This window comes from Aquamicrobium soli, from assembly GCF_042646345.1.
GTDB classification, from domain to species: Bacteria; Pseudomonadota; Alphaproteobacteria; order Rhizobiales; family Rhizobiaceae; genus Mesorhizobium; species Mesorhizobium soli_A.
In genome coordinates this window covers 259014-282111 of sequence record NZ_JBHRTK010000016.1, presented here as the reverse complement: position 1 = coordinate 282111, position 23098 = coordinate 259014, and the positions used below count along the sequence as shown (strand labels likewise).

Annotated in this window: 41 protein-coding genes and 1 tRNA gene; 23 read left to right on the top strand and 19 right to left on the bottom strand. The window is 61.1% G+C overall.

Annotation, left to right across the window (positions count from 1 at the left end; all coding sequences use genetic code 11):
* From ACFOHJ_RS17990 to ACFOHJ_RS17930, 13 genes are all read right to left on the bottom strand, one after another.
* The gene (locus ACFOHJ_RS17990; protein ID WP_378222961.1) at positions 1–555 is read right to left on the bottom strand and encodes a hypothetical protein; all 555 of its coding nucleotides are present in this window, start codon (positions 553–555) and stop codon (positions 1–3) included.
* A 40-nt stretch (positions 556–595) separates the two neighbouring features.
* On the bottom strand, positions 596–1414 hold the full coding sequence (locus ACFOHJ_RS17985; RefSeq protein ID WP_378222958.1) for a methyltransferase: 819 nt from the start codon (positions 1412–1414) through the stop codon (positions 596–598).
* Positions 1415–2785, bottom strand: coding sequence for a DNA methyltransferase (locus tag ACFOHJ_RS17980; protein ID WP_378222956.1), 1371 nt, complete (start codon positions 2783–2785; stop codon positions 1415–1417).
* Positions 2786–2788: 3 nt separating this feature from the next.
* Positions 2789–3139: a DUF4406 domain-containing protein gene (locus ACFOHJ_RS17975; protein ID WP_378222953.1), complete on the bottom strand. Its 351-nt coding sequence runs from the start codon at positions 3137–3139 to the stop codon at positions 2789–2791.
* Positions 3140–3149: 10 nt separating this feature from the next.
* The gene (locus ACFOHJ_RS17970; RefSeq protein ID WP_378222951.1) at positions 3150–3506 is read right to left on the bottom strand and encodes a hypothetical protein; all 357 of its coding nucleotides are present in this window, start codon (positions 3504–3506) and stop codon (positions 3150–3152) included.
* 124 nt (positions 3507–3630) lie between these two features.
* Positions 3631–3879, bottom strand: a complete 249-nt coding sequence (locus ACFOHJ_RS17965; RefSeq protein ID WP_378222950.1) for a hypothetical protein — start codon at positions 3877–3879, stop codon at positions 3631–3633.
* Entirely contained in the window at positions 3879–4508 is a 630-nt protein-coding gene (locus tag ACFOHJ_RS17960; RefSeq protein WP_378222947.1) for a hypothetical protein, read from the bottom strand. Before ACFOHJ_RS17960 ends, ACFOHJ_RS17965 begins: the two co-directional genes overlap by 1 nt.
* A gap of 16 nt (positions 4509–4524) precedes the next feature.
* On the bottom strand, positions 4525–4689 hold the full coding sequence (locus tag ACFOHJ_RS17955; protein ID WP_378222946.1) for a hypothetical protein: 165 nt from the start codon (positions 4687–4689) through the stop codon (positions 4525–4527).
* A complete protein-coding gene (locus ACFOHJ_RS17950; RefSeq protein WP_378222943.1) occupies positions 4676–5074 on the bottom strand; it encodes a hypothetical protein in 399 nt (132 codons plus the stop codon). Before ACFOHJ_RS17950 ends, ACFOHJ_RS17955 begins: the two co-directional genes overlap by 14 nt.
* A gap of 217 nt (positions 5075–5291) precedes the next feature.
* Positions 5292–5462: a hypothetical protein gene (locus ACFOHJ_RS17945; protein WP_378222942.1), complete on the bottom strand. Its 171-nt coding sequence runs from the start codon at positions 5460–5462 to the stop codon at positions 5292–5294.
* Positions 5459–5728: a hypothetical protein gene (locus ACFOHJ_RS17940; RefSeq protein WP_378222939.1), complete on the bottom strand. Its 270-nt coding sequence runs from the start codon at positions 5726–5728 to the stop codon at positions 5459–5461. Before ACFOHJ_RS17940 ends, ACFOHJ_RS17945 begins: the two co-directional genes overlap by 4 nt.
* Positions 5725–6048, bottom strand: coding sequence for a hypothetical protein (locus ACFOHJ_RS17935; protein ID WP_378222936.1), 324 nt, complete (start codon positions 6046–6048; stop codon positions 5725–5727). Before ACFOHJ_RS17935 ends, ACFOHJ_RS17940 begins: the two co-directional genes overlap by 4 nt.
* Positions 6045–7640: a ParB/RepB/Spo0J family partition protein gene (locus ACFOHJ_RS17930; RefSeq protein ID WP_378222935.1), complete on the bottom strand. Its 1596-nt coding sequence runs from the start codon at positions 7638–7640 to the stop codon at positions 6045–6047. Before ACFOHJ_RS17930 ends, ACFOHJ_RS17935 begins: the two co-directional genes overlap by 4 nt.
* A 65-nt stretch (positions 7641–7705) precedes the next feature.
* On the opposite strand from ACFOHJ_RS17930, the gene ACFOHJ_RS17925 reads away from it, so the two are divergent.
* Positions 7706–8269 (top strand): hypothetical protein, encoded by a 564-nt coding sequence (locus ACFOHJ_RS17925; RefSeq protein ID WP_378222933.1) that lies wholly within the window; start codon positions 7706–7708, stop codon positions 8267–8269.
* 10 nt (positions 8270–8279) lie between these two features.
* Here ACFOHJ_RS17925 and ACFOHJ_RS17920 read toward each other — a convergent pair whose 3' ends face one another.
* Positions 8280–8513: a hypothetical protein gene (locus ACFOHJ_RS17920; protein WP_378222930.1), complete on the bottom strand. Its 234-nt coding sequence runs from the start codon at positions 8511–8513 to the stop codon at positions 8280–8282.
* Positions 8514–8576: 63 nt separating this feature from the next.
* On the opposite strand from ACFOHJ_RS17920, the gene ACFOHJ_RS17915 reads away from it, so the two are divergent.
* From ACFOHJ_RS17915 to ACFOHJ_RS17900, 4 genes are all read left to right on the top strand, one after another.
* Positions 8577–9029, top strand: a complete 453-nt coding sequence (locus tag ACFOHJ_RS17915; RefSeq protein ID WP_378222927.1) for a hypothetical protein — start codon at positions 8577–8579, stop codon at positions 9027–9029.
* 394 nt (positions 9030–9423) lie between these two features.
* Positions 9424–9711 carry an Arc family DNA-binding protein gene (locus tag ACFOHJ_RS17910; RefSeq protein ID WP_378222925.1) on the top strand — a complete coding sequence of 96 codons (288 nt, stop codon included), beginning with the start codon at positions 9424–9426 and terminating at the stop codon, positions 9709–9711.
* Positions 9712–9777: 66 nt separating this feature from the next.
* Entirely contained in the window at positions 9778–9975 is a 198-nt protein-coding gene (locus ACFOHJ_RS17905) for a hypothetical protein (RefSeq protein ID WP_378222922.1), read from the top strand.
* 305 nt (positions 9976–10280) lie between these two features.
* Positions 10281–10916, top strand: a complete 636-nt coding sequence (locus ACFOHJ_RS17900) for a hypothetical protein (RefSeq protein WP_378222920.1) — start codon at positions 10281–10283, stop codon at positions 10914–10916.
* A gap of 35 nt (positions 10917–10951) precedes the next feature.
* On the opposite strand, the gene ACFOHJ_RS17895 is transcribed toward ACFOHJ_RS17900, so the two are convergent.
* Both ACFOHJ_RS17895 and ACFOHJ_RS17890 read right to left on the bottom strand, forming a co-directional pair.
* Positions 10952–11185, bottom strand: a complete 234-nt coding sequence (locus ACFOHJ_RS17895) for a helix-turn-helix domain-containing protein (RefSeq protein WP_378222918.1) — start codon at positions 11183–11185, stop codon at positions 10952–10954.
* Complete coding sequence (locus ACFOHJ_RS17890; RefSeq protein WP_378222915.1) at positions 11185–11709, bottom strand: hypothetical protein; 525 nt, start codon at positions 11707–11709, stop codon at positions 11185–11187. The genes ACFOHJ_RS17895 and ACFOHJ_RS17890 overlap by 1 nt, the downstream gene beginning before the upstream one ends.
* A 566-nt stretch (positions 11710–12275) precedes the next feature.
* On the opposite strand from ACFOHJ_RS17890, the gene ACFOHJ_RS17885 reads away from it, so the two are divergent.
* The 17 genes from ACFOHJ_RS17885 to ACFOHJ_RS17805 all read left to right on the top strand — a co-directional run bounded on the left by ACFOHJ_RS17885 (position 12276) and on the right by ACFOHJ_RS17805 (position 20448).
* On the top strand, positions 12276–12590 hold the full coding sequence (locus ACFOHJ_RS17885) for a hypothetical protein (protein ID WP_378222912.1): 315 nt from the start codon (positions 12276–12278) through the stop codon (positions 12588–12590).
* On the top strand, positions 12590–12829 hold the full coding sequence (locus tag ACFOHJ_RS17880; RefSeq protein WP_378222911.1) for a hypothetical protein: 240 nt from the start codon (positions 12590–12592) through the stop codon (positions 12827–12829). The genes ACFOHJ_RS17885 and ACFOHJ_RS17880 overlap by 1 nt, the downstream gene beginning before the upstream one ends.
* Positions 12829–13269 carry a hypothetical protein gene (locus tag ACFOHJ_RS17875; protein ID WP_378222909.1) on the top strand — a complete coding sequence of 147 codons (441 nt, stop codon included), beginning with the start codon at positions 12829–12831 and terminating at the stop codon, positions 13267–13269. Before ACFOHJ_RS17880 ends, ACFOHJ_RS17875 begins: the two co-directional genes overlap by 1 nt.
* The gene (locus ACFOHJ_RS17870) at positions 13269–13457 is read left to right on the top strand and encodes a hypothetical protein (RefSeq protein ID WP_378222906.1); all 189 of its coding nucleotides are present in this window, start codon (positions 13269–13271) and stop codon (positions 13455–13457) included. The genes ACFOHJ_RS17875 and ACFOHJ_RS17870 overlap by 1 nt, the downstream gene beginning before the upstream one ends.
* Positions 13457–14461 (top strand): PD-(D/E)XK nuclease-like domain-containing protein, encoded by a 1005-nt coding sequence (locus ACFOHJ_RS17865; RefSeq protein WP_378222903.1) that lies wholly within the window; start codon positions 13457–13459, stop codon positions 14459–14461. Before ACFOHJ_RS17870 ends, ACFOHJ_RS17865 begins: the two co-directional genes overlap by 1 nt.
* Complete coding sequence (locus ACFOHJ_RS17860; protein ID WP_378222901.1) at positions 14461–14643, top strand: hypothetical protein; 183 nt, start codon at positions 14461–14463, stop codon at positions 14641–14643. Before ACFOHJ_RS17865 ends, ACFOHJ_RS17860 begins: the two co-directional genes overlap by 1 nt.
* Entirely contained in the window at positions 14640–15788 is a 1149-nt protein-coding gene (locus tag ACFOHJ_RS17855; protein ID WP_378222898.1) for a recombinase RecT, read from the top strand. The genes ACFOHJ_RS17860 and ACFOHJ_RS17855 overlap by 4 nt, the downstream gene beginning before the upstream one ends.
* Complete coding sequence (locus ACFOHJ_RS17850) at positions 15788–16177, top strand: hypothetical protein (RefSeq protein ID WP_378222896.1); 390 nt, start codon at positions 15788–15790, stop codon at positions 16175–16177. The genes ACFOHJ_RS17855 and ACFOHJ_RS17850 overlap by 1 nt, the downstream gene beginning before the upstream one ends.
* Before the next feature lie 350 nt (positions 16178–16527).
* Positions 16528–16779 carry a hypothetical protein gene (locus tag ACFOHJ_RS17845; RefSeq protein WP_378222893.1) on the top strand — a complete coding sequence of 84 codons (252 nt, stop codon included), beginning with the start codon at positions 16528–16530 and terminating at the stop codon, positions 16777–16779.
* On the top strand, positions 16776–17798 hold the full coding sequence (locus tag ACFOHJ_RS17840) for a hypothetical protein (RefSeq protein ID WP_378222890.1): 1023 nt from the start codon (positions 16776–16778) through the stop codon (positions 17796–17798). The genes ACFOHJ_RS17845 and ACFOHJ_RS17840 overlap by 4 nt, the downstream gene beginning before the upstream one ends.
* Before the next feature lies 1 nt (position 17799).
* Entirely contained in the window at positions 17800–18057 is a 258-nt protein-coding gene (locus tag ACFOHJ_RS17835; protein ID WP_378222887.1) for a hypothetical protein, read from the top strand.
* Positions 18047–18487 carry a hypothetical protein gene (locus tag ACFOHJ_RS17830; RefSeq protein ID WP_378222885.1) on the top strand — a complete coding sequence of 147 codons (441 nt, stop codon included), beginning with the start codon at positions 18047–18049 and terminating at the stop codon, positions 18485–18487. The genes ACFOHJ_RS17835 and ACFOHJ_RS17830 overlap by 11 nt, the downstream gene beginning before the upstream one ends.
* Positions 18484–18765 carry a DUF4031 domain-containing protein gene (locus ACFOHJ_RS17825; protein WP_378222882.1) on the top strand — a complete coding sequence of 94 codons (282 nt, stop codon included), beginning with the start codon at positions 18484–18486 and terminating at the stop codon, positions 18763–18765. The genes ACFOHJ_RS17830 and ACFOHJ_RS17825 overlap by 4 nt, the downstream gene beginning before the upstream one ends.
* Complete coding sequence (locus ACFOHJ_RS17820) at positions 18752–18946, top strand: hypothetical protein (RefSeq protein ID WP_378222880.1); 195 nt, start codon at positions 18752–18754, stop codon at positions 18944–18946. Before ACFOHJ_RS17825 ends, ACFOHJ_RS17820 begins: the two co-directional genes overlap by 14 nt.
* Positions 18943–19161: a hypothetical protein gene (locus tag ACFOHJ_RS17815; protein WP_378222877.1), complete on the top strand. Its 219-nt coding sequence runs from the start codon at positions 18943–18945 to the stop codon at positions 19159–19161. Before ACFOHJ_RS17820 ends, ACFOHJ_RS17815 begins: the two co-directional genes overlap by 4 nt.
* Positions 19154–19372 (top strand): hypothetical protein, encoded by a 219-nt coding sequence (locus tag ACFOHJ_RS17810; protein WP_378222874.1) that lies wholly within the window; start codon positions 19154–19156, stop codon positions 19370–19372. Before ACFOHJ_RS17815 ends, ACFOHJ_RS17810 begins: the two co-directional genes overlap by 8 nt.
* A gap of 8 nt (positions 19373–19380) precedes the next feature.
* Entirely contained in the window at positions 19381–20448 is a 1068-nt protein-coding gene (locus ACFOHJ_RS17805; protein WP_378222872.1) for a tyrosine-type recombinase/integrase, read from the top strand.
* A gap of 55 nt (positions 20449–20503) precedes the next feature.
* On the opposite strand, the gene ACFOHJ_RS17800 is transcribed toward ACFOHJ_RS17805, so the two are convergent.
* Positions 20504–20588, bottom strand: a tRNA-Leu gene (locus ACFOHJ_RS17800).
* Between the two features lie 174 nt (positions 20589–20762).
* Here ACFOHJ_RS17800 and lipB point away from each other — a divergent pair.
* Positions 20763–21500, top strand: a complete 738-nt coding sequence (gene lipB, locus ACFOHJ_RS17795) for a lipoyl(octanoyl) transferase LipB (protein ID WP_378222870.1) — start codon at positions 20763–20765, stop codon at positions 21498–21500.
* Between the two features lie 253 nt (positions 21501–21753).
* Here lipB and ACFOHJ_RS17790 read toward each other — a convergent pair whose 3' ends face one another.
* Both ACFOHJ_RS17790 and ilvN read right to left on the bottom strand, forming a co-directional pair.
* A complete protein-coding gene (locus tag ACFOHJ_RS17790) occupies positions 21754–22350 on the bottom strand; it encodes a LysE family translocator (RefSeq protein ID WP_378222868.1) in 597 nt (198 codons plus the stop codon).
* A 121-nt stretch (positions 22351–22471) separates the two neighbouring features.
* Positions 22472–23044, bottom strand: a complete 573-nt coding sequence (gene ilvN, locus ACFOHJ_RS17785) for an acetolactate synthase small subunit (protein WP_378222865.1) — start codon at positions 23042–23044, stop codon at positions 22472–22474.
* Positions 23045–23098: the final 54 nt, after the last annotated feature.

The following is a 23098-nucleotide window of genomic DNA, read 5'->3' as shown; positions in this document are numbered from 1 at the left end:
TCACGCAGCCCTCGCCTGCATCGCCTTGAACCGCTGACAAGTCTCGCCGGCCATCGCTATCCCGACGGCTTCAGCCGCATCCGAGTTCTTCACCGCGATCTTGAATGCCCGGCACCGATCAACTGCGGCGCGCTTCCATGCAGCCCGGTCGAAGGCCGGCGAGCGCCCCATGCCGAGGAAGTGCTTCCGCCAGGTCGCCGACGGGATGGTCTCCCACGGAATGCGATAGGCCGCGATGATCGCGACTGCCGCGCCGGCCAAGCTGGAAAGCTGGAGCGCGTTCGGGTTGATCGTCTGTTCCTCGACCTCGCCTCCGAAGTCCTGCCGCTTCTTCTTGAACGAGACGACGTTGCGCATGGGCTGTTCGATCGCGACGAAGTCGGGCCGACCAGCTTTGAACATGGCCACGATCTGCTGAGCGAGCGATGCGGCCTTTTCCTCGGCGTTCTCGCCCTCAGCCTTCATCAGGCCGGTCTTGATCGAGGACAGCGACGATCCGGGCTCGTACCAAGCAAAGCCGGTGGTCGTGGCTATATCCAATCCGAGTATCAGCACGTCAGCGCCTCCGACGGATCGAGAGAGAGAACGGGGAGCATCAAGCGGCCTCCTCAAAAAGATTGGATTGAGCAGGACGGCGGGCAGCGCGAGCCTCGATGAAGTCGACGGTCACAATCTCGGTCGACACGGAAACGCCGTGCCAGTCATTGCGATAGGTCGACGTGTCGATGCCGCAGCCTGGCTCAAGTCGAATGCCCGTCTGTGCGAGCAACTTGGCATGGAGATCGGTCGGACAGTCGCGGTAGCCGCTACCGATGCCGTCCTTGATCGTTTCTGGCCATCCACCTGCCGGGCAACCCGAATAGCGGAATGGTGCGGTCATCCGCGGGACGATGAAGGTCCCGAAATCCGCGATGTCCGATGCTACATCAATGACGTGCAGTTCGAACTCCCTGCCCGTGAATCGCGGAGCCCTGGCGTCTCGGGGTGTCGCGCCAAATGGTGGATTGCCTATGGCGAAATCGAAATGGCCGATGTCTCTGGGTAGATCGAACACGCTGCCGACGATCCATTTGGCCTCGGGCAGAAGCTTCCGGCCCACGGCGGCATAGTCTGGGTTCAACTCGACACAGACGATTTCGGGAGGCTCGTTCCATGCCCGGTTGGCGCACCAGAATGAAAGGGAGCCGATACCGGCGCACAGATCGATGACGCGCCGACCGCTGACTTCGGCGGAGAAGTCTCTGGCCAAGCCGACCGGGGTGAAGAATGCGCCGGCAATGGTGTTGATGTGCTTGGCCGATTCCTGCCAGTTCTCCAGAACGAAAAGCTTCTCGTCTTCGGACAGAACGTCCTTCGCCAGCAGATCACATGCCTGCCCGTGCGCCTTCGCTTCGGCTTTCGAGAGTTTGGCCATCTATGCGGCATCCCCACCAAAGAGCGGCGTACCTTCAGCTCCCATGAGTTTGCCCTTGGATTTTGCGACCGCAGCTCGCTTCGTCGGCTTGATGGCAAGGTCCATGCGCCGCGCAATATCGGCCTGATATTCGGTCTCACGCTCAATCAGGACAGCGTTGAAGCCCTCGCGCCATGCAGCCTCTCCAGTCGTCCCGGTGCCGGCGAAAGGATCGAGGACGGTTCCGCCTGGAGGCGTCACCAGTCGGCAGAGATATTGAATAAGGTCGAGCGGCTTGACGGTCGGATGCTTCGAACCGATGCGATCTTCGGCATCGGCCTTGGCGGTGTAGAAGAAGCGGGCAGCGGAGCCGCCATGATCGCGTGGGGCGACGGTCGGACGCGGGCCGTAGTCTCCATAGACAGCCGTGCCCTGCTTGGGAGCGAAAGTGTCGTTGACCTCCCGCTGCTGGCCCGGTGCATCGGGGAACGCCGCCAACACCTCGTCACTGCCGTCATGGATGACATTGGCGGGCCAGCGGCCGGTGGGCTGGACGAACTCGCCAGCGCCGTTTGCAAGCCGGTTGAGCGGCACGGCGACTGGATCGGAGTCCGTGCTGGTGTAAACGTCTCGCAGACGACGCGCGCCGGAGTACGTGCCGCCGTTCAGGTCGTCATCGGTCGAGACCCGGCACCCGTCGATATTCAGCGCGCCCGTGCCGTGCTTGAGGATGTTCGCTGTGCCGTTCGCCTCGCTGAAAGGCTTCTGCCCCATATAGATCGGCTCGATTGCCGGTTTGAGCGCTTGGCCGCCGTAGCGAAACGCGTCGAACCCTTCGGCTTTGATCCGTGTCGACTTGGGAAACCCCGATCCGAATATCCAGTGCAGCATGCCGCCGTCACGCTGGTCGACGAGGCGAACGAATGCCTCCAACTGCTCGAAAGATAGCGACTGCAGGAAGCGGAGGATTTCAGGGGTGTCGTCGAACAGATAATCGATCAGCGGATGGGTGACGAACCCAGCATCTTCAATCGCGACCGACATGCGCCCGAAACCGCGCGTGGAAGCGAAGGCGAGGATATAACCTCCTGGTTTGAGAACCCGCAGAACCTTGCGCCACGTCTCGGCTTGAAAGGCGACGTCGCCACCATCCCACTGCTTGCCCATGAACCCTGCAGAAGCGCGCTTGAACGCGCCGGTCACGCCCTCCTTGGCCTCTGCAGCACCTTCCGCACCAAACCGCTTCACGATGCTGGTGAGGTGATAGGGCGGATCGGTGACGACGGCATCCACGCTGTTTTCTGGCAAGCGGTCCAGCACATCGAGGCAGTCGCCGCCGAAAAGAGTCACTCGCCCGTCCAAGAACTGCCGATAGTCGGGATGGATGGACATGCCCTACTCCGCCAGTTCGATGACTTGGAGACGGAGAGCGCTCGCCAGTGCATGCTCGGCGGTGGCACCAGAAGACGCTCGCCAGCCAGGCAAAAGCGCGATGGCTTCGGCATTGTCGCAAATCCATGCCAGATCGGCTTTCAGGGCCGCGCGACGGTCGAAACCGTGCTCGGCAGCGGCCTGCTTCTCGCACCCGTCGGGATTGGAGATATCCTTGCCGTGGGTCTGTATGTCATGCTCGGCCGGGTTGAACACGATATGTCCCGCCGCCCGGAGCGCCTTCGCTGCCGAATTGAACGTCGGGTAGTTGAAGTGGGGAATGCCGGTCATCGGACCAGCGAGGTAGATGCGCATCGCCGCCCTCCTATTCCGCTGCAGCCAGCATCGGCTTTGATTGCCGGCGCTTCGGATGGGGAACCACTTCATTGCGAGCGTCTGCGGCTGGATCGTAGCCGTCATCCAGTTTGAGCAAGACCGGCTCGAATGCCTCAATAGCCAAGTCCGTCTGGCGCAGTTCCTCGGTCAATCCGGCAATCTGCGTCATGAGATCTGCACGGCGCGAACGAGCGCCGTCTAGGAACGTACTGACGACAGTGGCCGACCTATCCAGGATCGTCGGTTCCGGCTGGACCGGGAACGCATCCATGGCAGATGCGAATTCATCGTCGGGGATCAGATCGGGTTCGCCGAAGCCGGCGGCGCGCTTGAGAATATTTAGCATGTTCACACCTCAAGTCGGATGCCCGCGCAGTGCAGGCAGATGGAAATGCGGGGGAGGTCAGCGCGCCGGATGCGCATGATGATCGCGGCGGCGCGCATGACACGGGCGATGGTGGGCGCAGCCATTAGCGGCCGGTGCTCCATCTCTTGAGCGCAACATCGTAAGGATCGCCGCGATACGGAGCCTTGCCCAAGTACCGGATAAGTCTCGCGCAGTGCTCAGCTTCAGCGATTGCGGCACGGTCGGCCGACGAATTGTAATACTCCGCCCTGCCGCTGGCTTCGTCGCGGGCTAACTCCGCTTTCAAAGCGGCAACCCGTCCATCAATCACACGAGCGGCGTCCTCGATGAACTTGCGCTTGCCCTCCGGCATCACGCTGCCTCCGCTTCGGGATCAGCAAAGGGATCGTCGGACTGGCCGGAGATCAGTTCAGAGCCTTCTGCCGGCTCTAGATCGAGGATCAGCTTTCGCTCGTCCTCACCGCCCCGATAGGCCGTGAGCCAGATTTGCCCGTGCTCACTGTCAACCGAGTACGGGTTGCTGCTTTCGGGATACCCCATGATGCCGGCGTACCGGCCTTCCTCGCGGGCGCGATCATCGACCGGCGTCCGATCATCTTCCGTCACCAGCAATTCAAGCTGACTGGTCTGCACCGGACGGCCGCGGATTTTCAGGTACTTGAGGGTGTCGCTGAAAAGCTCGATGTACTCTGCCACCTTGCCCGACGAGACAATCTTGCTGGCCAGCGAATGGGCCTTGAGATTCACGCCCTTCGCCTCGACGTGCTGCTTGACCGCCTTGTGGTCTGCCTTCGCTCCGTCGAGCAAAGTGTCGGCGGCGATCATCTTGGCCAGGTTGAGCGCAAGAACCGCGTCCTCGGCCGGCAGTGTATTTGGTTGGGTCGGGATTTCACCCTTCGGCGCATCGTCCATAAGGCTAGCGCGCGAGGTATACGGATCGTATCGGTCGCTTTCGTTGATCCGCGTCGTCTTCTTCGCCATGCTGATCTCCTTTAGATTACCAGGCGGCCGTGGCGCGCTGGATCGTGTGCTGTCCGTCCAGCGCCATGCCGTTGGCATTGATGACGAGGACTGTGATGGTCACCGCCGCAGCGGCTCCGACCAAGGCGATGGCGACGGTCCGAGACGAGCCGCCATGCCGCGCCCAGCTAATGCCGAGCATCGTTGTCTCCCGTGCCAGTCGACACAGGCCCTTTCCTAACCGCATAGGATTCCTCGATTTCCAGCCGCTTGGCCTCGACGGCGTCGCCGGCTTTTTCAATCAACGAGCAAAGATGCCCGTACTTGTTCCTGAGCAGGCGATAGACGTCGCCGTTCGGGAATTTCATGGTTCTCCAGTTCTTCTGGAGCCGTTCCGCCTGAGCCGGCGTGACGCCAGCCTCTTCGGCCGCCCTGTCGCGAGCAGCTGTCCAGGTGTCGCCCTGACCACGCCAGACTGATTTCGCCCCGGCGTTGAGCAGTTGGAATGACTCCGCTGCGCAAGCACTCGTACGCATTGCACTCACCCTGCATTCGGTACGGATTCGTACCGTCTTGGTGTCGGACATGATGGTTTCCCTTCGCCTATGGTGTGTCCGTCACCACGAGCGACTGAGCCGGTCGAACCGGCGAAGTTCGGATAAACCCTCGGCTCGATGGCAAAGGGCAGGAAAGGAATGAAGGATGGATCGAACACACCGCCTGGCAGCAAAGCGTCCGATCCAGTTGGAGTTGTTTGAGAAAGACCGCCGGCACAGGCCGGCAAACGACGATTCACCGTTTGCATCACACACCGGCGCGCCGAATGGCGTCCTCTATGGAATTGGAAATGGTCGGCGCCATGCGAAACGAAAGATCGTCGCGCTTGATCTCAGCGATCTTGATGCGCGCATAGGCCCAGGTGCAGACGACGCCGATTGCTACGGCGAGTAGATGGGTGGCGACCAGGAGCATCATAGGCCGCTCCTCCCGATCCCGGGATGTTCGCCAGCCAGCCAGTCCTTCACGCGCGATTTCCTATACGGCGACGGGGCAGTCTCGAGTGGCAGCCCCTTGGCCTTGCAGCGCTCGGCATTGAGCCGGCGCGAGGCGACATGCTCCTCGACGCCCAGCCGCTTGGCTATCTCGACGGTGTCGCACCCAAGATCGAACAGGGACAGCGCCGATGGCTTCTGCCGGGCCCGCTTATCGTCGCCGGCGAACTGGACGAGGGTCGCGCTCATGCGTCTGCCCTCGCTTTGATTTTCGAGGGAGAAAGCAGTTGCTGGAAGATGGAGATATCGGTCTTGCGTGGTTCAACGGGACGGAACGCGCCAGCGTGATACCAAATCTTCTGGCCGAAGCTGATGTACAGCGCATCCTCGCTGAGGATGTATCTCTCCCCACCGCCACCGCGGACCTCGTCTCCGATGCTGCTCATGTGCAGGTCGGCGATCGTGTAGACGTGACCGATTTCGAGGCGCGCAGAACGGCCTGCGACCAGGAACCCTTCACTGCCGACGAAGACGACCTTCATCCCAACGTGCCAGTCGCGATAGTTCATGCCGCCTCGCTTTCCGCCATCGCCTTCTTGCAGGCGTGGCAATGGTTGCGGCCGGAGCCGCCGCACTTCTCGAGATCGTTGGGATGCTGGCAGTGCGGACGAAGGAGGCGGATTTGATCGGCCTTCGACATCGCCGCGAAATTGGTGACGGTAGCCCCGCTCACACTTCCCGGCTCATTCCGGGCCTGCGTCGCGCTGGCGTCCTCTTGTCCCGAATATCCGAACGACTCCACCTGCTCAGTGCAGCCCTGACCGACGACGTGAGGAACATCGCTTTTTGCACCGGAAAGCTTCGGGACTTGGTGTGCCGGGTCGGCCGTCGCGACCCCGGAGTACTGCGGGTCAGGGAATTCTTTGGCCGAGGCAGATGGGCGGGGGACCTGGGGGTTATCTGCCACGGCCTCGACGGGGTGAGCCGCCGATGGGTTGTCGGACGACGTCGGTTCAACGCCAGCGGCGTTCTCAGGTCTCGCCGTGCCCTTCACCTCGGAGAATGCGTCGTCGTCCGATTGGGAATTCTGTGCCGTCTCTCCGGCTGTCACCAAAGCTTCATCGACAGGGTTACGGTCACTGTCGCTTTTGGCGTCGTCTGCATGGGCGGCAGAAAGCCCCGACGCCGGCTTCTCGTGTGCCCCTTCGGGCGAAATTGGTGCGCCGACTTCCACGGCGCTGCTGGCGCGCTCCGCGCTGCGATCTACATCGTCAGGCTCCATGTTGGCGCGGCCGTCTGTGACAGTAGACGCAGGGTCGACGGCGTTGCTGTGGGTGTTGCATGCCTCCGCGTCGTGCGCCTCGACCTTCGGCTGTTCTTGAAGATTGTTCCGGGCAAGGAACAGCGCCCTGCCCTCGTCGCTGGCGCGGTCGAACGGCGACTGGATTGCGTCGGTATCGCCGACAGCATCGGAATTGGTGGGGAGGTCGACCGAAGCCGCCCCCCCTGCATCCGTTCGCCCGGATGCGAGCCTACTCGCCTCTCCCGTCACAGCGCCGGCCCCGCCGGTGATGCTGCCGTTGTCCTCGGAGACTTTCGCTTGGGATTGAGTGCGGCTGGCGTTGATGCCTGCCGTCTTCATCGTGGCGGTCGTGCCATGCTTGGTGGTGTAGGAGCGATCCTCACTGTCCGATCGGACAGTGACCGGCCCGACTTCCTTGCGGACGCGACCGACGGTATCGGGGCTGACCGCACACTGCCGTGCGATCTCCCGATCCGACCACTTCGACCATTCAGCGTCATTCAGCAGTGTCAGGACAGCCCGGCGCTTGTCGTCGCGGGTGCGGCGAAGCCCATGCGTGTCGTTGGCGCCGACGCTGTACAGGATCGCATCGCGGCGGGTGCCCTGCCGCACATCGGCAGCGACCTTCGACTTGCCTGCCATCTGGTAGGCGTGGAAGCGATGAAAGCCGTCGGCCAGCCAATGCTTCCTGCCGTCGTAGAACACGACGATCGGCGGGAACGTCGCCCCGGCTTTGATCGCCTCGGCGTAGTCGTTGACGACTTGATCGTTGACGTTGGCTCGCGATTGCGTGCCACCGTCGATCTGGATGACGTCGAGGGAAAGACCGTGATCCTCTGCAGGGGCGATGCGGATCATGCGGACCTCGCGACTTGGAGGAACGCCGATGCCGTGGTTTGATGTGCCGGGGACGGGAGGGGCGAATGGACTGGATTGCGATAGGAACGCTGGTTGCGGCGCTGGTTGCAGCCGTCGGCGCGGTATGGGCCGCGATCATTTCGCAGCGCCAATTCGCGCTTGCCAAGGAGGCGGCGGAATTGCCCCTGCCTCTTGTCACCGCGACACCGAGCCCCGTCGACCATCAACCGGCCTGGACCTGCATCACGATCGAAATGCGCAATCGGGCGCAGGTAGCAATCGACCTGTTGAAAGTCAGCTTCGAGCAGCCCGCCGGTGGGAAGATGCTTCCCAACGAACAGGTCTACAAAGACGCCGAGCCGAGTTGGGAGCCGAGACCCATGGTCGATACGTTCCCGGCGGAACTCGCCTCGGGAACGGTTTCCGCGACTGCCTACCTCAATCGAGTCGGCACGGCTTCCAAGCACGATTCCGGCGAATTCAACTTCGTTACGGTGTTTGCTCATTTGCCGCCCTCCCGTTTCACGGAGGAGCCGCAGCCGCGATTGATCCTGGAAATGCGGTGGAGAGACCACACAACAAAGACGTTCGCGATGGCCGTCAACGTGATCAAGCCGAGCGTCACATAGGGGACCATGCTCATGCCGCTTCTCCAGCGGGAGCGGAGCGGCGAACAGCAAGCCACTCGTATGTGATGCCCGGAATGCCCTTTGCTTCGCTGGCGGCGATGACCTTGGCCCAGTGCTCAGGCGCGATGCTTTCGCGATCCCGCATTTTGCGTGCCGCCTCGTATCCGCAACCGACATCGGCGGCGAACTCGGTGAGCTTGCCCCATTTGCCAATCAGGCCAGAAATCGTGCTTGGAGTGTCCATGGCTGATTTTCGTACAATACGTACGACGCCATTGCAAGCGAAAATCGTACACCTTGAACGACGATGATCGGCGATGTTGTACGAATGACAGAGCCGAAAGACAGATTGCGCGCCGCCATCGCCGATTACGACGGCCCGGTCGACGCATGGACCAAGAACCAACGCGCGCTAAAGGAAGGCCGCGTGGGTATGGATTTGATGGTCAGCAACTGCAACGGCAACCGTCCGATTTCGAGGAATGCTGCAGCCACTTACGCGAAAGTGTTCGGACACACTGCCGGATGGTATCTGTACGGCGATACCTCCCCACCGAAAGCAGAAGCGCGTAACGTGGCGGCGGACACAGAAGCTCAACTCAGAGCCGCTCTACTAGCCTTTGGGGTTGATCGGAAATCCTTGCCCAGGGCCATTGCCATCATCCGCGCAGGATTCGTCAAAGACGAGGAGTCACCAAAACAAACCCGTCGCGATGATCAATCTGGACCTGCCAATCCCCGCCATGCAAAAGTGCCATAGCGATTGAGATTTCCGCAGCTTTCCGCTTCACAACCATTTTCTGATCGAGTGGGGCAACGGCCCCGGCCGCGTCCCGTAGATGCGCGACGATCTCGTGGTTTCGTGAAGGGTACTTCGGTCGAACTTTGATCATCCTAAACTCTCTGCAAAAACAAACCCGCTGCCAAACGTATTCCGTGAATTGCTTGGTCACTCCCGCCTCGCCATGCTTGAGAACATTATAGGAACATTTCCCTAATCGCCCTGTCAATAAGGATCGACTACGGAGTGGCCGAGCCAGTTAACAGAAACGCTCAATTTGTAGCGGTGCCCTGTGAATAGCGGGTATTGATGACGTCAGAACCGCATTTGTGAAGCTATTTCGCGGGCATCATCTTTCGGCCATAAGCCGGGCATGACTTCGCCCACATCGTCGCCATTTCCATTACGGATGCCCAAGCGCCTCAGAGAACAGTTGCAGGCAGCCGTTGATCGTGGCGGCAAGAGCCTGAACGACGAAGTGGTGAAGCGGCTGGAACGATCGTTTGGGCCTGACGACGCCTTGCTTCAATTGGCGGAGGTGCTGCGTCCCTTTTTCGAGGCGCTGGACGAGGACGACCAGGCGATCTTGATTGCAGCGGCAAGGATCCTCGCTAAGAACCGCCGCAGGCCTGCTAGCAATCCACCTTCCTCCCCAAAATAGCACTTCCTACTTGCAGGCCGGCGTTCGACGCGCGATGGTTGCCTATGCTCTGGGGAGGATTTGGTGATGGCACGAAAGCAGAAATCGCCCCGTGAGCGCGCCGCCCGCGCGCTGTGTTCCTATTTCGACATTCCAGAAAACACGATGTTCCGAGGCCGTCCACAATGGGAAGGCTACCTTGAGCAAGCGGACGTTGCGTTGAAGGCCGCGCTGTCGCCAGAAGAATGGGAACGAATGAAGGCGGAAGGGCCGGACGTGGGATGACGGAGACGGGCCGGAAGGTACGCGAAGAGGGATAAGGTCGAAAGGCTGAACGGGGCGCATTTTGCAACACTGGCTCACCAGATGGCTGATCTGGACTTATCTTGTGCACCTCATAGCGCAAGTAGCTCTAATCCAAGCCATTGATTTTGTTTTCGATCTTAATGTTCGGGACTGGCTTGGAACCCATCGCCCTTTGGTGGCCTTCTTTTTGATGGTACATTTCGTGGCATACCTGTTAACTGAACTCCTATCTATAGACCGAGCAAAGCTTGAAAGTTTGAACCGTGACAAGCTTGGTGAACGAGATGAATGAGCTTTTCCGCGAGCCCGCATTTTGGCTTCTGGCGGCCCTGCCAGTATGCGGGGTTATCCAGTTGGCAGCTTCGCTGTATCTGCGACCACGCCGACGTGAGATACTGTCGCTTGTAGAAGACATGGTCCGCGAAGACCTCGCCAAGGAAGATCGCGCGTGGCTTCGGCACGAGATCGAGAGATCGCGTGCGGTGCATCTTCTGATCGCATCGCCGTTCGTCCCATTCGCGATCCTCGGCGCTTTGGCGATCGCGGCATACGAGGGATGGAAAGTCTCGGCCACGAACTACGATGATCGGATCGAGACCATCGGGGCAAGCACGGAACGTATCCACCGCAAAGCGGTCGAGATCAGCGAGGGCATCAGCCTCAAAAATAGCCGCTTCTGGAATGATCCTAGAGCAGTGCGCATTCGCGATCTTGCCGGCCAGATAGAGGATTGGAACAACCCGCTGGCGATGACGTGGATTGCGATATGGCTTCTAGCGGCTTCGCCGTTGCTCGTCGCCGCATATTTTATTTCAGGGTCGATCCGGCCGTTCGTGGTCAACCTGTGGACGCCGCTACGTGAGCCTATCGCCTCCATTTTGAGCGATACCCCTCTAGGCAAAACCGCCGCAAAGGCTTGACACCTATAGCCCCGGCTCCAGCCGGGGTTTTCGTTTCAGCCACCATCAACCAGGCGACCGAATTCCGCCCAGGTCATCCCGACCGCATCGATCACGGCAGCTATCGTCTCCGTCGACGGCCATCGATTGCCGTAACGGCTTGTCCGCTTCGATAGGTTGAAGGCGGTTTTGTCCAAGCCAGCCATCCGCGCCAACCCGGAAGGCGTCAGACCGCGGTGCTCTGCAATCCGATCGATGGCTGCCCATACTGCTGTGTGGTGGTTGTCCATTACCCTGCCCTCGCCTCGAAATTCTCGACCAGTTTCCTACGCCATCCTTGCGGTGGCGGCCAAGCGATGCCCCAACCCGCGAGTGTGACAGCCTTCCATCCGCCTTTCAGCGTCATGGCCGCGATTATTTCGGCCTCACTCGCCGCGCCCTTGATCTTCTCGACTTCGCTCACCGGCTTGAGCTTCCGCGCCTTCGTCCGCTTCGGCCTCTCGGCCAGGATCGCTTCGAAAGCTGTCAGAAGCTGCCGGCCGGTCATCGTGTCGAAATTCACAGTGCCGATCGACGCTAGTTTCGCGTCCGGGAATGCATCCGACAGGATCACGGCCGCCCAATAGTCGTGCATCGCAGGATCTTCGAATTTGATCCGCATCGCCTTGAGATACGCGAAGCATCTAGGAAATTGATGGATCGTGCGGGTTTGCCGCTGCCACGGCTTTTCGCCCGCGCGTAGAGATTCTTCCTGAGAGGTAGGCGCTCTACGATTATCGGTCGCCCGTGTTTTCCGATTTCTCTTAGGTTTCAAGGTTCAGCACCTTCCAGCAATAGTCAGGCTTCAGGAAACGGCGCAGCAATCCCTCGGGACCGGGAGGAACCCCAGCCCAAGGGTACTGCATCGGGTTTCAGCAATGAGCCGAGTATTCGAGGTTCCCGTATGCATCCCCGCCTGGCCATATGACGGCCCGTTCCACCTGCGGATCATGGTCGGTTTCTATTGGCTGGTGAGCCTCACGCGCCGGGGCCGATCTCCCGTTGTCGTTGCGCGCCCTCATCGCTTTTCAGGTGGCGATGACACCTACAGAGCCCCCGGTCTTCGACACTGCCACGGAACGACCGACGCTCATCCTACTGCACCTGCATAGCAGCCTTAGCCGCTCTGCCGTGAGGCCATCCCTTCCGGGGTAGGCAATCCGTGGCGACGGGCAACTCAAAACCAGCCCGACGCAGACAGACATAATCGTACAAAATTTCCGGCGCAACAAAAATCGTACAAAACGTACTTGCATCTTAATCGTACATGTTGTACGACAAGCCACCAGCCACGAAGAAGCCCCTCGGGCCGATCTGGCTGGACGATGAGAGGAAACGAAGATGGCTCGCTACGATTTCTGCCACACAGCCCACGACGAAGCCCTGGGCATCGACACGATCTACGACGTCGAGTGCGAGGTTGAGCTTTCTGTCGAACTGGATGCGGGCGTTCCTGCTGTCATGGTCGATGGCGTCTACCTGAACGGCAAGAACCTGTTCGCAGGCAATGCGCTGTCGAAGGCGCTGGCAGCTGAAATCGCCAATGCGGCCGCAGCTGACGACGCACTGATTTCCCGCGCCATTGCTGGCGAAGGCTATGTCTATCGCGGCTTGGGCGGGAACGATCCTGATGGCCGATTCGTGAGGGCACTGTGATGTCGACGGCAACCGCTCCGCGCGCCCGTCACGAGCGCCAGATCAATCTCCAGAACTCCACATTCGGCCGCGAGTTCGACAAGGCCCTTGATCGCGTCATCGTCAGGCATCGCGGCCTGTCTTTCTTCACCGACGAGCAGATTGCGGAAATCCGCGCCGAGATGATCGAGCGCGAGTGGTTCCGCCACAAGCTCAACCGCGAGAACCGGATGCGGCTCGCCAGCAAGGATGCAGCGTGATGGAACCGGCAGAAGAACTAGCGGCCATCTGCGCCGTCCTCGGATGCATCGTCAAGCCGGGTGTCGCCCTGCGCTTTGCTTCCGAGCTTCGCCGCGACCTCCAACGGGCGCATGAGCGTCATGTCGAACTGCTCCGCACATGGGAAGACGCATCCCTGACCGAGCGGCAGGAGCTTGACCGGCTCCGGCGTGGATGGGGACCGTCGACGCCGACGGAGCGGATGGCGAGACGGACCGACCTTCGCGCCGCCATGACAGTCATCGAGCGCGCCATGGACGCCGTACTTCCAGACGACAAGGAAAGCGAAGACCTGACGCGGGATCACTTCCAGACGGCCTACGACAAGCTGTCTGACGGTTATCGCGAGATCATCGCGTTGTTGCAGGCGATCCCGGACCTTTCCGCGCCTGACCTCACCGAAGCGGAGGCGGCAGAGTAATGCGTACCGCCTCCCCCGACCACATCGAAGAACTGGCCTTGATCGCCATGAGCCGTTTGCAGCGGGAGACGCTGGAACGCTGGATGGTCATCTGCGCCGACGCCGGCGAACTCGAACACGCCGAGGCCATTCGGCAGATCGCCCAGGCTGAAATCGACAATCCCGAACCTATGGAAAGGGCGGCATAATGGACCGCATCGAGCCCGATCGCTTTCAATCCGTCGGCGCCGTCGTTGGCAATCTGATCGACGGCCTCAGCAACGAACAAGTCTACCGCGGCGGCAAGATCGACAAGAAGGGTGTCTATGCCCACGTCGACATCGAGCGGTATCACCATGACCCGGACCTGTTCGACGGGTTCTCGATTTCCTCCAGCGGCGTGCGCGCCATCTTGCGCCGGCCGCTCGAATACTGGTGGACCAGCCCGTACAATCCGAACCGCGAGGAACCGGAGAGCAAACCGGCACTCGACTTCGGCAAGGCGGCTCACATGCTACTCCTGGGCGAGGATGGCTTTGCCGAGCGCTACGCCCTTCGCCCCAAGCAGTACGAAGACGACAAGGGCAACTGGAAGCTCTGGAACGCCAATGCCAACGCCTGCAAGGAATGGCTGGAAAAGACGGCCAAGGCCGGCAAGACGGTCATCACAGAAACCGAGATCGGCCATATCCGCCAGATGGCGGCGGCGATCCAGTCCAAGGAGGCGGTCCGGCTCGGCATCCTGAATGGTCGCATCGAACGGTCGCTGTTCACCAAGCGCAACGGCATCTGGCTGAAAAGCCGGCCCGACGTCATCCCGAACGCCAGCGGCGATTTCGTTGATCTGAAAACCGCGGCATCGGTCGACGACGAAAGCCTGTCGCGGGCGATCTACGCCCACGGCTATCATGTGCAGGCCGGCTTCACCCGCATGGTCGTCCGTGACGTGCTCGGCCCCGACGCCTTCACCTCCTTCACCTTCGCCTTTGTCGAGAAGCAGCCGCCCTACGACGTGCGGATCATGCAGTTGAAGGACAGCGACATCGACCTTGGCGAGCGCCAGGCAATGCGCGGGCTGGCGATCCTTGCCGAATGTATCGAGCGCGGGGATTGGCCTGGGTTCGATGGGCACGACCAGCATATCTCTTTCGTGGAAATGCCCTCATGGGCAAGGACGCGGATCGATACTGAACTGAACGCGGTGGCCGCCTGATGTTCGCTCGCCTCGCCATCATCATCGTCGCTCCGGTTGTTCTGGACTGGACCTATGTCTCGACCTTCTGGCGCGAAGTGAAATCCGCACCTTGGTACGCATGGAACGCCTGCAAGCAGGAAATGCCGGCAATTCGCGCATCGTGGCGCGCCAAATCCATCAATCCGGAGAATTGGAAATGAACCAGCTCGTTCCTGCTGACCAGACCTCGACACGCGAGATCGGCATTGCAGTCGGCGCCGGCGGCGCATCGATCGCCCCGCAGAACCTTGGTGAGGTCGTTCGCTTCGCGGAGGTCATGTGCCGGGCCGATATCGCCCTGCCGAAGCATCTGCGCGGCAACGCCGGCGCCTGCATGGCCGTCGCGCTCCAAGCCCTTGAATGGCAGATGTCGCCGTTTGCCGTCGCTTCCAAGTCCTATGCGGTGAATGGTGCCATAGCTTACGAGGCGCAACTTATCGCCGCCGTGGTCAATACCCGCTCTGGCATCAAGGGTCGGCTCCGGTACGAGTTCATCGGCGAAGGCAATGACCTGTCGTGCAAGGTGACAGGTGTCTTGGACGGCCAGGAATGCGAATACGAGACGCCACCGATCGGAGCCATCACCACCAAAAACTCGCCCTTGTGGAAGTCGGACCCGCGGCAGCAGCTCGGCTATTTCGCGGCCCGCTCATGGGCTCGCCGGCACTGCCCGGAAGTGATCCTTGGCGTCTATGACCGGGATGAGGCCGAGAACTTCGGCCCGACCAACGCAAAGGACGTCACGCCATCGGTCATGTCCCGCCTACAGGCCCGTCAGGAAGCCCCACAGGCGCGCGAAGGCTTCGATCAGTCCTTTGTGACCCGCGAGACGGCCGCGCTCACTGGCGAGGCTGACAGCACCCAAACCGAAGACAATTCCCAATCGTCAGCCACCTCCACCGACGAAGGCAGCGCGGACGCTTCCACGTCCAGCGTAGGCGATCCCGCTGCCGATAATTCCGACGCCGGCAACGACGGTGTTGATGAGGGAGCCGGAGACATTGGAGCGGCTGATGGTCAGTCCGCGTCTTCGGCTCCCGACCTATCCGACGAGGATCGAGCCTGGCTCCTGTCCGTTGCTAAGCAGCTTTGGGCTGCCACTGGCGTCGGCGAGCAGGACCTGGTTTCCGGAGTTGCCGGAGATCTTCGCAACAGCGCGCCGTTGACCACTTCCCAAGCGGCCCGCGACAAGGCTGGATCGGTCCTCAAGCAGTGCAAGCTGGTCTGCTACGGCGAACAAGACGCCGCTGATACCCTGGAACTCATCGCCGGGATTGTTGGCGTCGAGACAAGGGAGATCGTGTGATGGCAGCCTTTGCTTTTCCAAAACCTCCCACGGCCTTCGCCTTCGACCCGTCGAGCAAGAAGACACGCCGGATTGAAGATCCTCGCCACCTGGCATTCATCCGCCTTCTGCCGTCCGTCGTATCCGGTGAGTACGGCTGCGAGGCCTGCCATATCCGGGCAGGAAGCGCCGTCCATCGCAAGAAGTGGACCGGCAAGGGCCAGAAGCCCGACGACTGCTGGACGCTTCCCCTGACGCCCGAGGAGCATCGCCAACAGCATTCCGGCGAAGAACTCGCCTTCTGGCGATCCCACGAAATCGACCCGTTTGAACTAGCCGTCCGTCTCTACGAAGTCTCGGGAGACGTGCAGGCGGCGGAACAGATCATCCGAAAGGTGCGCCATGTCTGACCTGCTTCCGTGCCCGTTCTGCGGTTCTCGCAATGTCGCCCAAGGCGCGTCCAGCGACCGTATATCCGTTTGGTGCTTCTGTGGCGCTCGCGGCCCTGACGTTCCTTTCCCGCAGGATTGCATTGATCCGGTAACGCCGATCAAAGAATGCCACGCTGCATGGAACCGCCGCGCCCCATCCCCAAGCCCTGCTCCGGGTGTGGTGGAGGCGTTGCGGGAAGCGCGTCGGCACGTAAGTGAAAATCTGATGCGTCTGTATGGGCACGATAAGTTTGGGGAAATTCGTCGTATTGACGCCGCCCTCGCCTCCCTCTCTCAACCCGCCAAGGGTGAACGGGAAGGGGGTGGCGATGATTGATCCTGATGACCCAGACCGCAACGGCAAAATCGTCAACGACTTCGTTCCGTACTGGAATACGAACCATGACGGCTATCGCGCCATCTTCAATGCGGCGCTGACCGGCATCTGCGCAAACCCGAATTTCTTTGGTTTCACCATGCAGGGCGACCACCGAGCGGCTGTCGCGTTTGCCAACGAGGTCACGCTCGCAGCCATTTACGGCGACAAATACGTGCCTGTTCACGAAAGGCAAAAGCCATGACCCACCCTAAAACCACCACCCCCACCAATCCGGCGCAGGTGACGGATGCGATGGTCGAGGCGGCCCGCAAAATCATTTGGGGGCGTGATCTGGGTCATCTTCACGGCGATGATCTAATTCGCGCAGCCCTCACCGCCGCCATAGGTGCAGATTCGGAAGAAGACACCGAAAGCCAGTGGCGAGACCTAGCGTTGCAGTTCGACGGCCACCGCATCCAAGCCATGTGCCTGCTTCGGGCCATCGCTGCTGACAAGGCGGGCAAGGCCGAGATCGAAGTGTTCTTGTCAGCGCCGCCGCTATCCGGCGAGCAGGTCTTGGCCGACCGTATTGCCGCCATAGGCGCAGGCGGGCAGGCGGTGCAAGATACATGGTTCACGGATCGCGCGCTGCCGGTAAAGGCGATGTCAGGCGACGTGGAAGACAACCGCGTCCTTCGGCTGCACTTCCGTCGCCCCGTCACTGACGATGACCGCAAGGCAATGTGCGATGCGCTCAATCTGCATCAGGCGTCTCTCACCCACCCAGCCCCTAGCGGGCAGGCGGTGGCGGTGAAGGCGCTGCAAGAGTTGCTGGCAAAGTTGGATAAGTGCCCGCGCACCGACCGAGGCTTTCACTGGCAGGCGAGCGACTGGCATCAGCGCGAGAACTTGACCGCATATGGCGAGTGGGCTTCGGCGCTTTACTGGATCATCGAAAATCAAGACACTTTGGTTTCCGCCATCGCCCATCCAGTCCAGCCGGGATGGCGGGACATGTCATCGGCGCCGAAGGACGGGACGTGGCTGATTGCCTATCGCCCCGGCAAGGGCGGCGGATATCTCGACCGCGTTGTTATCGTTCGGTGGGATGATGAGGTTTCGGCTTGGGTTTGGCCCGATCAGCCCTTCGACGTTTACGAAGATGATTACGCTGAGCGGCTAGCCGCGCACGGCCTCGGCGATCATATCGACCCGTTCGAGGATAACGCATTCACCCACTGGATGCCCCTCCCCGCCGCACCCCAGCCGAAGGGAGAGTGAGATGGTGAAGTTGACGGAAGCGCGGACGCTCGTTCTCGCGTATTTGGCGCGCCTGAAAGAATTTCACGCCCCGCCGACAGGACCGGAAATTTCTACCCACCTTGGGCATTCAGCCTATTGGGCCACTCCGAAATTAGTCTGGCTGGAATACAACCGTCTTGTCGAACGCCTAGGGCAATCCTCCACAGGCGGCAACTGCTATCGCATCACTCCCGCCGGCCGAGCCGCCCTTGCCGATGGAGGGCGCGATGCAGGCTGACAAGATTCCGCGCATCAACGGTCGCGACATCTACGAGTGCGCGAACCAACTTGAAGGTTACGTCGATCCCGGAACGCCGGAACGTCTAGCGCAATTTCTCCTGCGCGAGGGCAAGGCTGCCGCTGATCTTGCCGATGAAATCGTCCGCCTCCAAGGGCAGGTGGAGACGCTGACGGCCGAAAATCTGGAGCAAGCCAGACTGCTTGGTGTCGGCGGTGAGCGCGAGTTGCAACTGCTGGCCGAGCGGGACAGGCTGCGGGAGGCGCAGAACCGCGTCACCGATTTGCTCGAAAGCTACGATACACGCTTCGCGCCACGCCACACCATCCCTGAACGTGAAATCGGCATCCTCGATACGTGCCAGAATATCCGTATGGCGCTTGCCGGGACGCATGATCCTGCCGCCCTCCAGAAGGAGCCGCAGCCGTGACGGTCTACGTGGACAACATGCAGGCCGCATTCGGGCGGATGAAGATGTGCCATATGATCGCCGACAGCACCGATGAACTGTTGGCGATGGCAGACAGAATCGGCGTCCAGCGGAAATGGCTCCAGAAGGCTGGCACCGCTCATGAGCATTTCGACATCGCGCTTTCCAAACGGGCGCGCGCAGTGTCAGCGGGTGCGCTCGAAGTCTCGATGATGCAGCTTGGCCGCATTATCCGGGCGCGCCGCCTCTCCGCACAGGAGCGCGATGATGGCCGGTGAGCGCGAAATCCTGGCTACGCCGCCCAAGATCGCCATCAGCGTGCTTTTCGACACTGTGACCGTCGAACTTATCTGCGGCGATGAATACGCGGCGCAGGTCACCTATGAGGATATTGTCGACCGCCTCCAGCGCGGCGAAGGACTAACGCTCTCCGTCAAACAAGCGGAGCCATCGCCATGACTGAGCGCAAGGAGGCGGTGCGGGCGCCGGAACTCACCGCAGATATGAAACTCGAGCTGGAGCGCTTGGTCCGCGACCCGAAATACGGGAACAGCGACCGCGCCAGAGATCGGGCGCGCACGAAACTAAAACGGCTCGGCTTGATCCGTTTCGACCGCAAGGTGTGGCAATGGGTCGTCCTGCCAGTCGCCCGCCAGGAGGTGGACGGTGAGTAAGCACGTTCCGCCGAGCGAACTTGTTGCCGACGGACGCCGGTCAAGAGTGCGCACCAGCGAAAAGGCGATACGGGCCGCCTTGAAGGCTCTGCAGGATGCCGGCCTGTCTGTTGATAAGGTGTGCGTAAGCGGTGCACAGATCGAAATCCACTGTGGCCACGTTGAGCGCGTCGAACCCCAGGAAGAGGATGGCGGCCTGGAAGAATGGTGAGGCCATCCATGCGCGTCGACTATCCGGGTCTTGTTATCGAACCGCTGCCGTCTGGCAACGTGAGGTATCGTGTGCGACCCGAAGGCGAACGGAAGAAGCGTATCCGCATCCATTGCGGGCCGGGGCACGAGGATTTTCAACGCCAATATCTTGCAGCCCGGCGCGGAGAGAAACCCCAACCGCTCAAGGAAGCCTCCGATTACGCGAAGCCGAAATCGATAGCCTGGCTGGTCAACAAGTACCTCGAGCATCTGGAAACGAGGGTCGAGGCCGGTACGTCCAGCCACAAGACCTTAAAGAAGAAGCGCAACCTGCTGAAACGCCTGCTGCTTCATCCGGACCGAAAAATGATGGTCCCGCAGGAAAAGCTGATCGAGATGCAGGATGAGATGGCCGGAACACCGGCTCAGGCCGATGCATTTATCGAAGCCGTCGCGGTGATGTACGATTGGGCGATCAAGCGCAAGCACGTCGGGACGAACCCCGCCCGTGGCATCGACAAGGTCTATGAGGTGGGTGATGGCGCAACGCCCTGGAGCGGAGCAGACGTAAAGCAGTTCTTCGCGCACCACAAAAAGGGCACGAAAGCCCATGTCGCCATGTCGGTCCTGCTCTGGACCGGATGCCGCATCGAGGACACAACCATCCTCGGCCGCTCGCATGAATGCGTTATCGATGGCGTCCCTGCGGTACGGTGGCAGCCGCTGAAGAAAGGTTCTTCCGAGGTATCCGTGCCGCTGCTTGCGCCGCTGAAAGACGCAACGCGCGCGCCGAAGATCCAGGGAGCCACCTATTTGCTTGGCCGCGGCGGCAAACCCTATGCCAGCGGCGACAGCGCATCCGCCATGTTCAAACGATGGTGCGTGGATGCAGGATTGACGAATCGGTCAGCCCACGGGGTCCGCAAGGGGCTGGGGGAGCTATTAGCCGAGCTCGGATGCAGCCAATACGAGATCATGGCGATTCACGGCCATTCGGAAGCGAAGACGAGCGAGGTCTACACACGCCGGGTCCAGCGCTGGAAGCTGGCCCTGAAAGCAATGGAACGGGTCAAAGTGTCCCATGCATGGTTCTGACGTGGGACACATCGGGCCGCAAAGCGGCAGAAAACATGGGTTCTTGAAAACTCATTGGTGCGGTCGAGAAGACTCGAACTTCCACGGGTTGCCCCACAGCGACCTCAACGCTGCGCGTCTACCAATTCCGCCACGACCGCACGTGGTAGAAGCCGGTAACAACCGGCTCGCGGCGTGTAGCAAATCGTTCTGGACGAAACAAGAGTGCGTCGAGCAATAATCGTGCATGACCGACAATAGCCGGAACGGCTCCGCCGGACTGGACCTTTGGCGCAATCGCCGCCATATGAAACCCCGTCTATCCGAGAATTCCCATGACCGACCGCAGCCAGCTCGCCACGTCGTTTCTTCCCCTGCCCGGCTCTCCTCCCGTCGAATGGCGAATCGAGCCCGGCCTGACCCCTTACCCGCAGGCGCTGGCCTTCATGGAGGCGCAGGCCGAAGCGATCCGGGCCGGCACCGCATCGGAACTGGTCTGGCTGGTCGAACACCCCGCGCTTTATACGGCCGGCACCAGCGCGAGGATCGAGGACCTGATCGACCCGGAGCGGTTCCCGGTCTTTGCAGCGGGGCGCGGCGGCGAATACACCTATCACGGCCCGGGCCAGCGAGTGGCCTATGTCATGCTCGACCTGAAACGGCGGCGCGAGGACGTGCGCGCTTTCGTCGCCGCGCTGGAAGCCTGGATCATCGCCACGCTGGCGGCCTTCAACGTGCGCGGTGAACGGCGCGAGGACCGCGTCGGCGTGTGGGTGGTGCGGCCGGACCGCCCGCCGATGCCCGACGGCTCTCCCGCCGAGGACAAGATCGCCGCGATCGGCATCCGCCTGCGACGATGGGTAAGCTTCCATGGCATCGCCATCAATGTCGAGCCGGACCTCGGGCATTTCGGTGGTATCGTGCCCTGCGGCGTGCAGGAGCATGGGGTTACCAGCCTGGTCGACCTCGGCCTGCCGGTCACGATGGCCGACCTGGACGACGCTCTGCTGGCGGCTTTCAAGACCGTCTTCGGCAGCGCGGCCATCACACCGGCCGAGCGCGAGCGGGCTTGAGGCCAAACGTCGATTTCACAAGGCTCCGATCCAGATCGCCATGGAGACAAGGAAGGTACTCATGCACACCAGCGAAAGGACATCGTGAACGAGATCGGTCATAACGTTCTCCTGTTTTTCCTATGTTCGATATTTGTTCTATTTTTGTTCAAATGTCAAACACCTTCGCGGCCGCGTGTCCCAGCGCGGCCGCAAATCCGGAATTTGGTAAAGGAAACGTTGCGCGCCCGGCTTCAAGCGCTGGCGTGAATGTTCAGCGCAGCATCGGCCAAAGGGTCGCCGCGAGCAGCAGGCCCATCGCGATGTTGAACCATTTGAGGCGCACCGGATCGGCCAGGAAGCCGCGCAGCGCAGTGCCGAAGCCCGCCCACACGGAAATGCAGGGCAGGTTGACGATACCGAACGCCGCCGAGATCAGCAGCACGGAGACGAACGGGCTTCGCGGGTCGCTGTAGACGGCCATCGCGGTCACGGCCATCACCCACGCCTTGGGATTGACCCATTGGAAGGCGGCTGCGTCCAGGAAAGTCAGGGGGCGGACGTTCTGCCCTTCCCTGCCGCTCACCGAACGCGTCATCGCGATCTTCCAGGCGAGGTAGAGCAGATAGGCCGAGCCGGCGATCTTGAGCGCCGTATGCAGGGCCGGAAACGCGCTCAACACGGCACCAAGGCCGGAGCCGACCGCCAGCAGCAACACGACGAAGCCGATGCCGATCCCCAGCATGTGCGGGATGGAGCGGCTGAAGCCGAAATTCACTCCGGAAGACAACAGCATCAGGTTGTTCGGCCCCGGCGTGATCGAGGTCACGAAGGAATACGCTATCAGGGCAAGCAGGGTGTCCGTCAGCATGATGGGTTCCTGTCAGGCCAGCCATGCCGGCTCGAATAATGTTAATGGAGAACGGAATCCGGCCGTTCACGCGGGTTGCGCGCGAAAGGATCGGCAGATGTGGGTTGGTAAAAGCGGGCGGCTACATGCCCTGCGCGCCGCGATTCATCGCGGCAACGCCGGTGCGGCAGATCTCGACCAGCCCGAGCGGACGCATGATCGAAATGAACTGGTCGATCTTCGAGCTTTTCCCGGTGATCTGGAAAATGAAGTGCTCGGTGTTGGCATCCACCACATGCGCGCGGAAGGCATCGGCCAGCCGCAGCGCCTCGACCCGCGAGACGCCGGTGCCGGCGACCTTCACCAGCGCCAGTTCCCGCTCCAGCGGACGCTCCTGCCCGAGCTCATGCGAGCGAACCGTGAGGTCGACCACCCGGTGCACCGGCACGATGCGCTCGAGCTGGTGCTTGATCTGTTCCAGAACATGCGGGGTGCCGCTGGTCACGATGGTAATGCGCGAAAGATGCGTCTCGTGCTCGGTCTCCGAGACCGTCAGGCTCTCGATATTGTAGCCACGGCCGGAGAACAGGCCGATGACGCGCGCCAGCACCCCCGGCTCGTTGTCGACCAGCACCGACAGCGTGTGCTTTTCGGGCGACGCCTCGTCCTTGGCGATGAAATAGGCCGAGCCGGTGGGTTGAAGCTGTGCGTTCATATTCAATCTCGATCTTAATTTATTACGCCAATTATCTGTTTTTGCGTACTTAAT

Excerpts from the sequence above, each read along its gene's own strand:
- ACFOHJ_RS17830 (WP_378222885.1), top strand. The coding sequence starts at position 18,047 with ATGCAGGCTGACAAGATTCCGCGCATCAACGGTCGCGACATCTACGAG.
- ACFOHJ_RS17870 (WP_378222906.1), top strand. The coding sequence starts at position 13,269 with ATGCGTACCGCCTCCCCCGACCACATCGAAGAACTGGCCTTGATCGCC.
- ACFOHJ_RS17960 (WP_378222947.1), bottom strand. The coding sequence starts at position 4,508 with ATGGCGAAGAAGACGACGCGGATCAACGAAAGCGACCGATACGATCCG.
- ACFOHJ_RS17925 (WP_378222933.1), top strand. The coding sequence starts at position 7,706 with ATGGACTGGATTGCGATAGGAACGCTGGTTGCGGCGCTGGTTGCAGCC.
- ACFOHJ_RS17940 (WP_378222939.1), bottom strand. The coding sequence starts at position 5,728 with ATGAGCGCGACCCTCGTCCAGTTCGCCGGCGACGATAAGCGGGCCCGG.
- ACFOHJ_RS17920 (WP_378222930.1), bottom strand. The coding sequence starts at position 8,513 with ATGGACACTCCAAGCACGATTTCTGGCCTGATTGGCAAATGGGGCAAG.
- lipB (WP_378222870.1), top strand. The coding sequence starts at position 20,763 with ATGACCGACCGCAGCCAGCTCGCCACGTCGTTTCTTCCCCTGCCCGGC.
- ACFOHJ_RS17895 (WP_378222918.1), bottom strand. The coding sequence starts at position 11,185 with ATGGACAACCACCACACAGCAGTATGGGCAGCCATCGATCGGATTGCA.
- ACFOHJ_RS17905 (WP_378222922.1), top strand. The coding sequence starts at position 9,778 with ATGGCACGAAAGCAGAAATCGCCCCGTGAGCGCGCCGCCCGCGCGCTG.
- ACFOHJ_RS17865 (WP_378222903.1), top strand. The coding sequence starts at position 13,457 with ATGGACCGCATCGAGCCCGATCGCTTTCAATCCGTCGGCGCCGTCGTT.
- ACFOHJ_RS17820 (WP_378222880.1), top strand. The coding sequence starts at position 18,752 with ATGATGGCCGGTGAGCGCGAAATCCTGGCTACGCCGCCCAAGATCGCC.
- ACFOHJ_RS17875 (WP_378222909.1), top strand. The coding sequence starts at position 12,829 with ATGGAACCGGCAGAAGAACTAGCGGCCATCTGCGCCGTCCTCGGATGC.
- ilvN (WP_378222865.1), bottom strand. The coding sequence starts at position 23,044 with ATGAACGCACAGCTTCAACCCACCGGCTCGGCCTATTTCATCGCCAAG.
- ACFOHJ_RS17850 (WP_378222896.1), top strand. The coding sequence starts at position 15,788 with ATGGCAGCCTTTGCTTTTCCAAAACCTCCCACGGCCTTCGCCTTCGAC.
- ACFOHJ_RS17985 (WP_378222958.1), bottom strand. The coding sequence starts at position 1,414 with ATGGCCAAACTCTCGAAAGCCGAAGCGAAGGCGCACGGGCAGGCATGT.
- ACFOHJ_RS17880 (WP_378222911.1), top strand. The coding sequence starts at position 12,590 with ATGTCGACGGCAACCGCTCCGCGCGCCCGTCACGAGCGCCAGATCAAT.
- ACFOHJ_RS17885 (WP_378222912.1), top strand. The coding sequence starts at position 12,276 with ATGGCTCGCTACGATTTCTGCCACACAGCCCACGACGAAGCCCTGGGC.
- ACFOHJ_RS17975 (WP_378222953.1), bottom strand. The coding sequence starts at position 3,139 with ATGCGCATCTACCTCGCTGGTCCGATGACCGGCATTCCCCACTTCAAC.
- ACFOHJ_RS17930 (WP_378222935.1), bottom strand. The coding sequence starts at position 7,640 with ATGATCCGCATCGCCCCTGCAGAGGATCACGGTCTTTCCCTCGACGTC.
- ACFOHJ_RS17935 (WP_378222936.1), bottom strand. The coding sequence starts at position 6,048 with ATGAACTATCGCGACTGGCACGTTGGGATGAAGGTCGTCTTCGTCGGC.
- ACFOHJ_RS17860 (WP_378222901.1), top strand. The coding sequence starts at position 14,461 with ATGTTCGCTCGCCTCGCCATCATCATCGTCGCTCCGGTTGTTCTGGAC.
- ACFOHJ_RS17855 (WP_378222898.1), top strand. The coding sequence starts at position 14,640 with ATGAACCAGCTCGTTCCTGCTGACCAGACCTCGACACGCGAGATCGGC.
- ACFOHJ_RS17815 (WP_378222877.1), top strand. The coding sequence starts at position 18,943 with ATGACTGAGCGCAAGGAGGCGGTGCGGGCGCCGGAACTCACCGCAGAT.
- ACFOHJ_RS17840 (WP_378222890.1), top strand. The coding sequence starts at position 16,776 with ATGACCCACCCTAAAACCACCACCCCCACCAATCCGGCGCAGGTGACG.
- ACFOHJ_RS17945 (WP_378222942.1), bottom strand. The coding sequence starts at position 5,462 with ATGATGCTCCTGGTCGCCACCCATCTACTCGCCGTAGCAATCGGCGTC.
- ACFOHJ_RS17910 (WP_378222925.1), top strand. The coding sequence starts at position 9,424 with ATGACTTCGCCCACATCGTCGCCATTTCCATTACGGATGCCCAAGCGC.
- ACFOHJ_RS17955 (WP_378222946.1), bottom strand. The coding sequence starts at position 4,689 with ATGCTCGGCATTAGCTGGGCGCGGCATGGCGGCTCGTCTCGGACCGTC.
- ACFOHJ_RS17970 (WP_378222951.1), bottom strand. The coding sequence starts at position 3,506 with ATGCTAAATATTCTCAAGCGCGCCGCCGGCTTCGGCGAACCCGATCTG.
- ACFOHJ_RS17835 (WP_378222887.1), top strand. The coding sequence starts at position 17,800 with ATGGTGAAGTTGACGGAAGCGCGGACGCTCGTTCTCGCGTATTTGGCG.
- ACFOHJ_RS17915 (WP_378222927.1), top strand. The coding sequence starts at position 8,577 with ATGATCGGCGATGTTGTACGAATGACAGAGCCGAAAGACAGATTGCGC.
- ACFOHJ_RS17900 (WP_378222920.1), top strand. The coding sequence starts at position 10,281 with ATGAATGAGCTTTTCCGCGAGCCCGCATTTTGGCTTCTGGCGGCCCTG.
- ACFOHJ_RS17790 (WP_378222868.1), bottom strand. The coding sequence starts at position 22,350 with ATGCTGACGGACACCCTGCTTGCCCTGATAGCGTATTCCTTCGTGACC.
- ACFOHJ_RS17805 (WP_378222872.1), top strand. The coding sequence starts at position 19,381 with ATGCGCGTCGACTATCCGGGTCTTGTTATCGAACCGCTGCCGTCTGGC.
- ACFOHJ_RS17980 (WP_378222956.1), bottom strand. The coding sequence starts at position 2,785 with ATGTCCATCCATCCCGACTATCGGCAGTTCTTGGACGGGCGAGTGACT.
- ACFOHJ_RS17845 (WP_378222893.1), top strand. The coding sequence starts at position 16,528 with ATGATTGATCCTGATGACCCAGACCGCAACGGCAAAATCGTCAACGAC.
- ACFOHJ_RS17950 (WP_378222943.1), bottom strand. The coding sequence starts at position 5,074 with ATGTCCGACACCAAGACGGTACGAATCCGTACCGAATGCAGGGTGAGT.
- ACFOHJ_RS17965 (WP_378222950.1), bottom strand. The coding sequence starts at position 3,879 with ATGCCGGAGGGCAAGCGCAAGTTCATCGAGGACGCCGCTCGTGTGATT.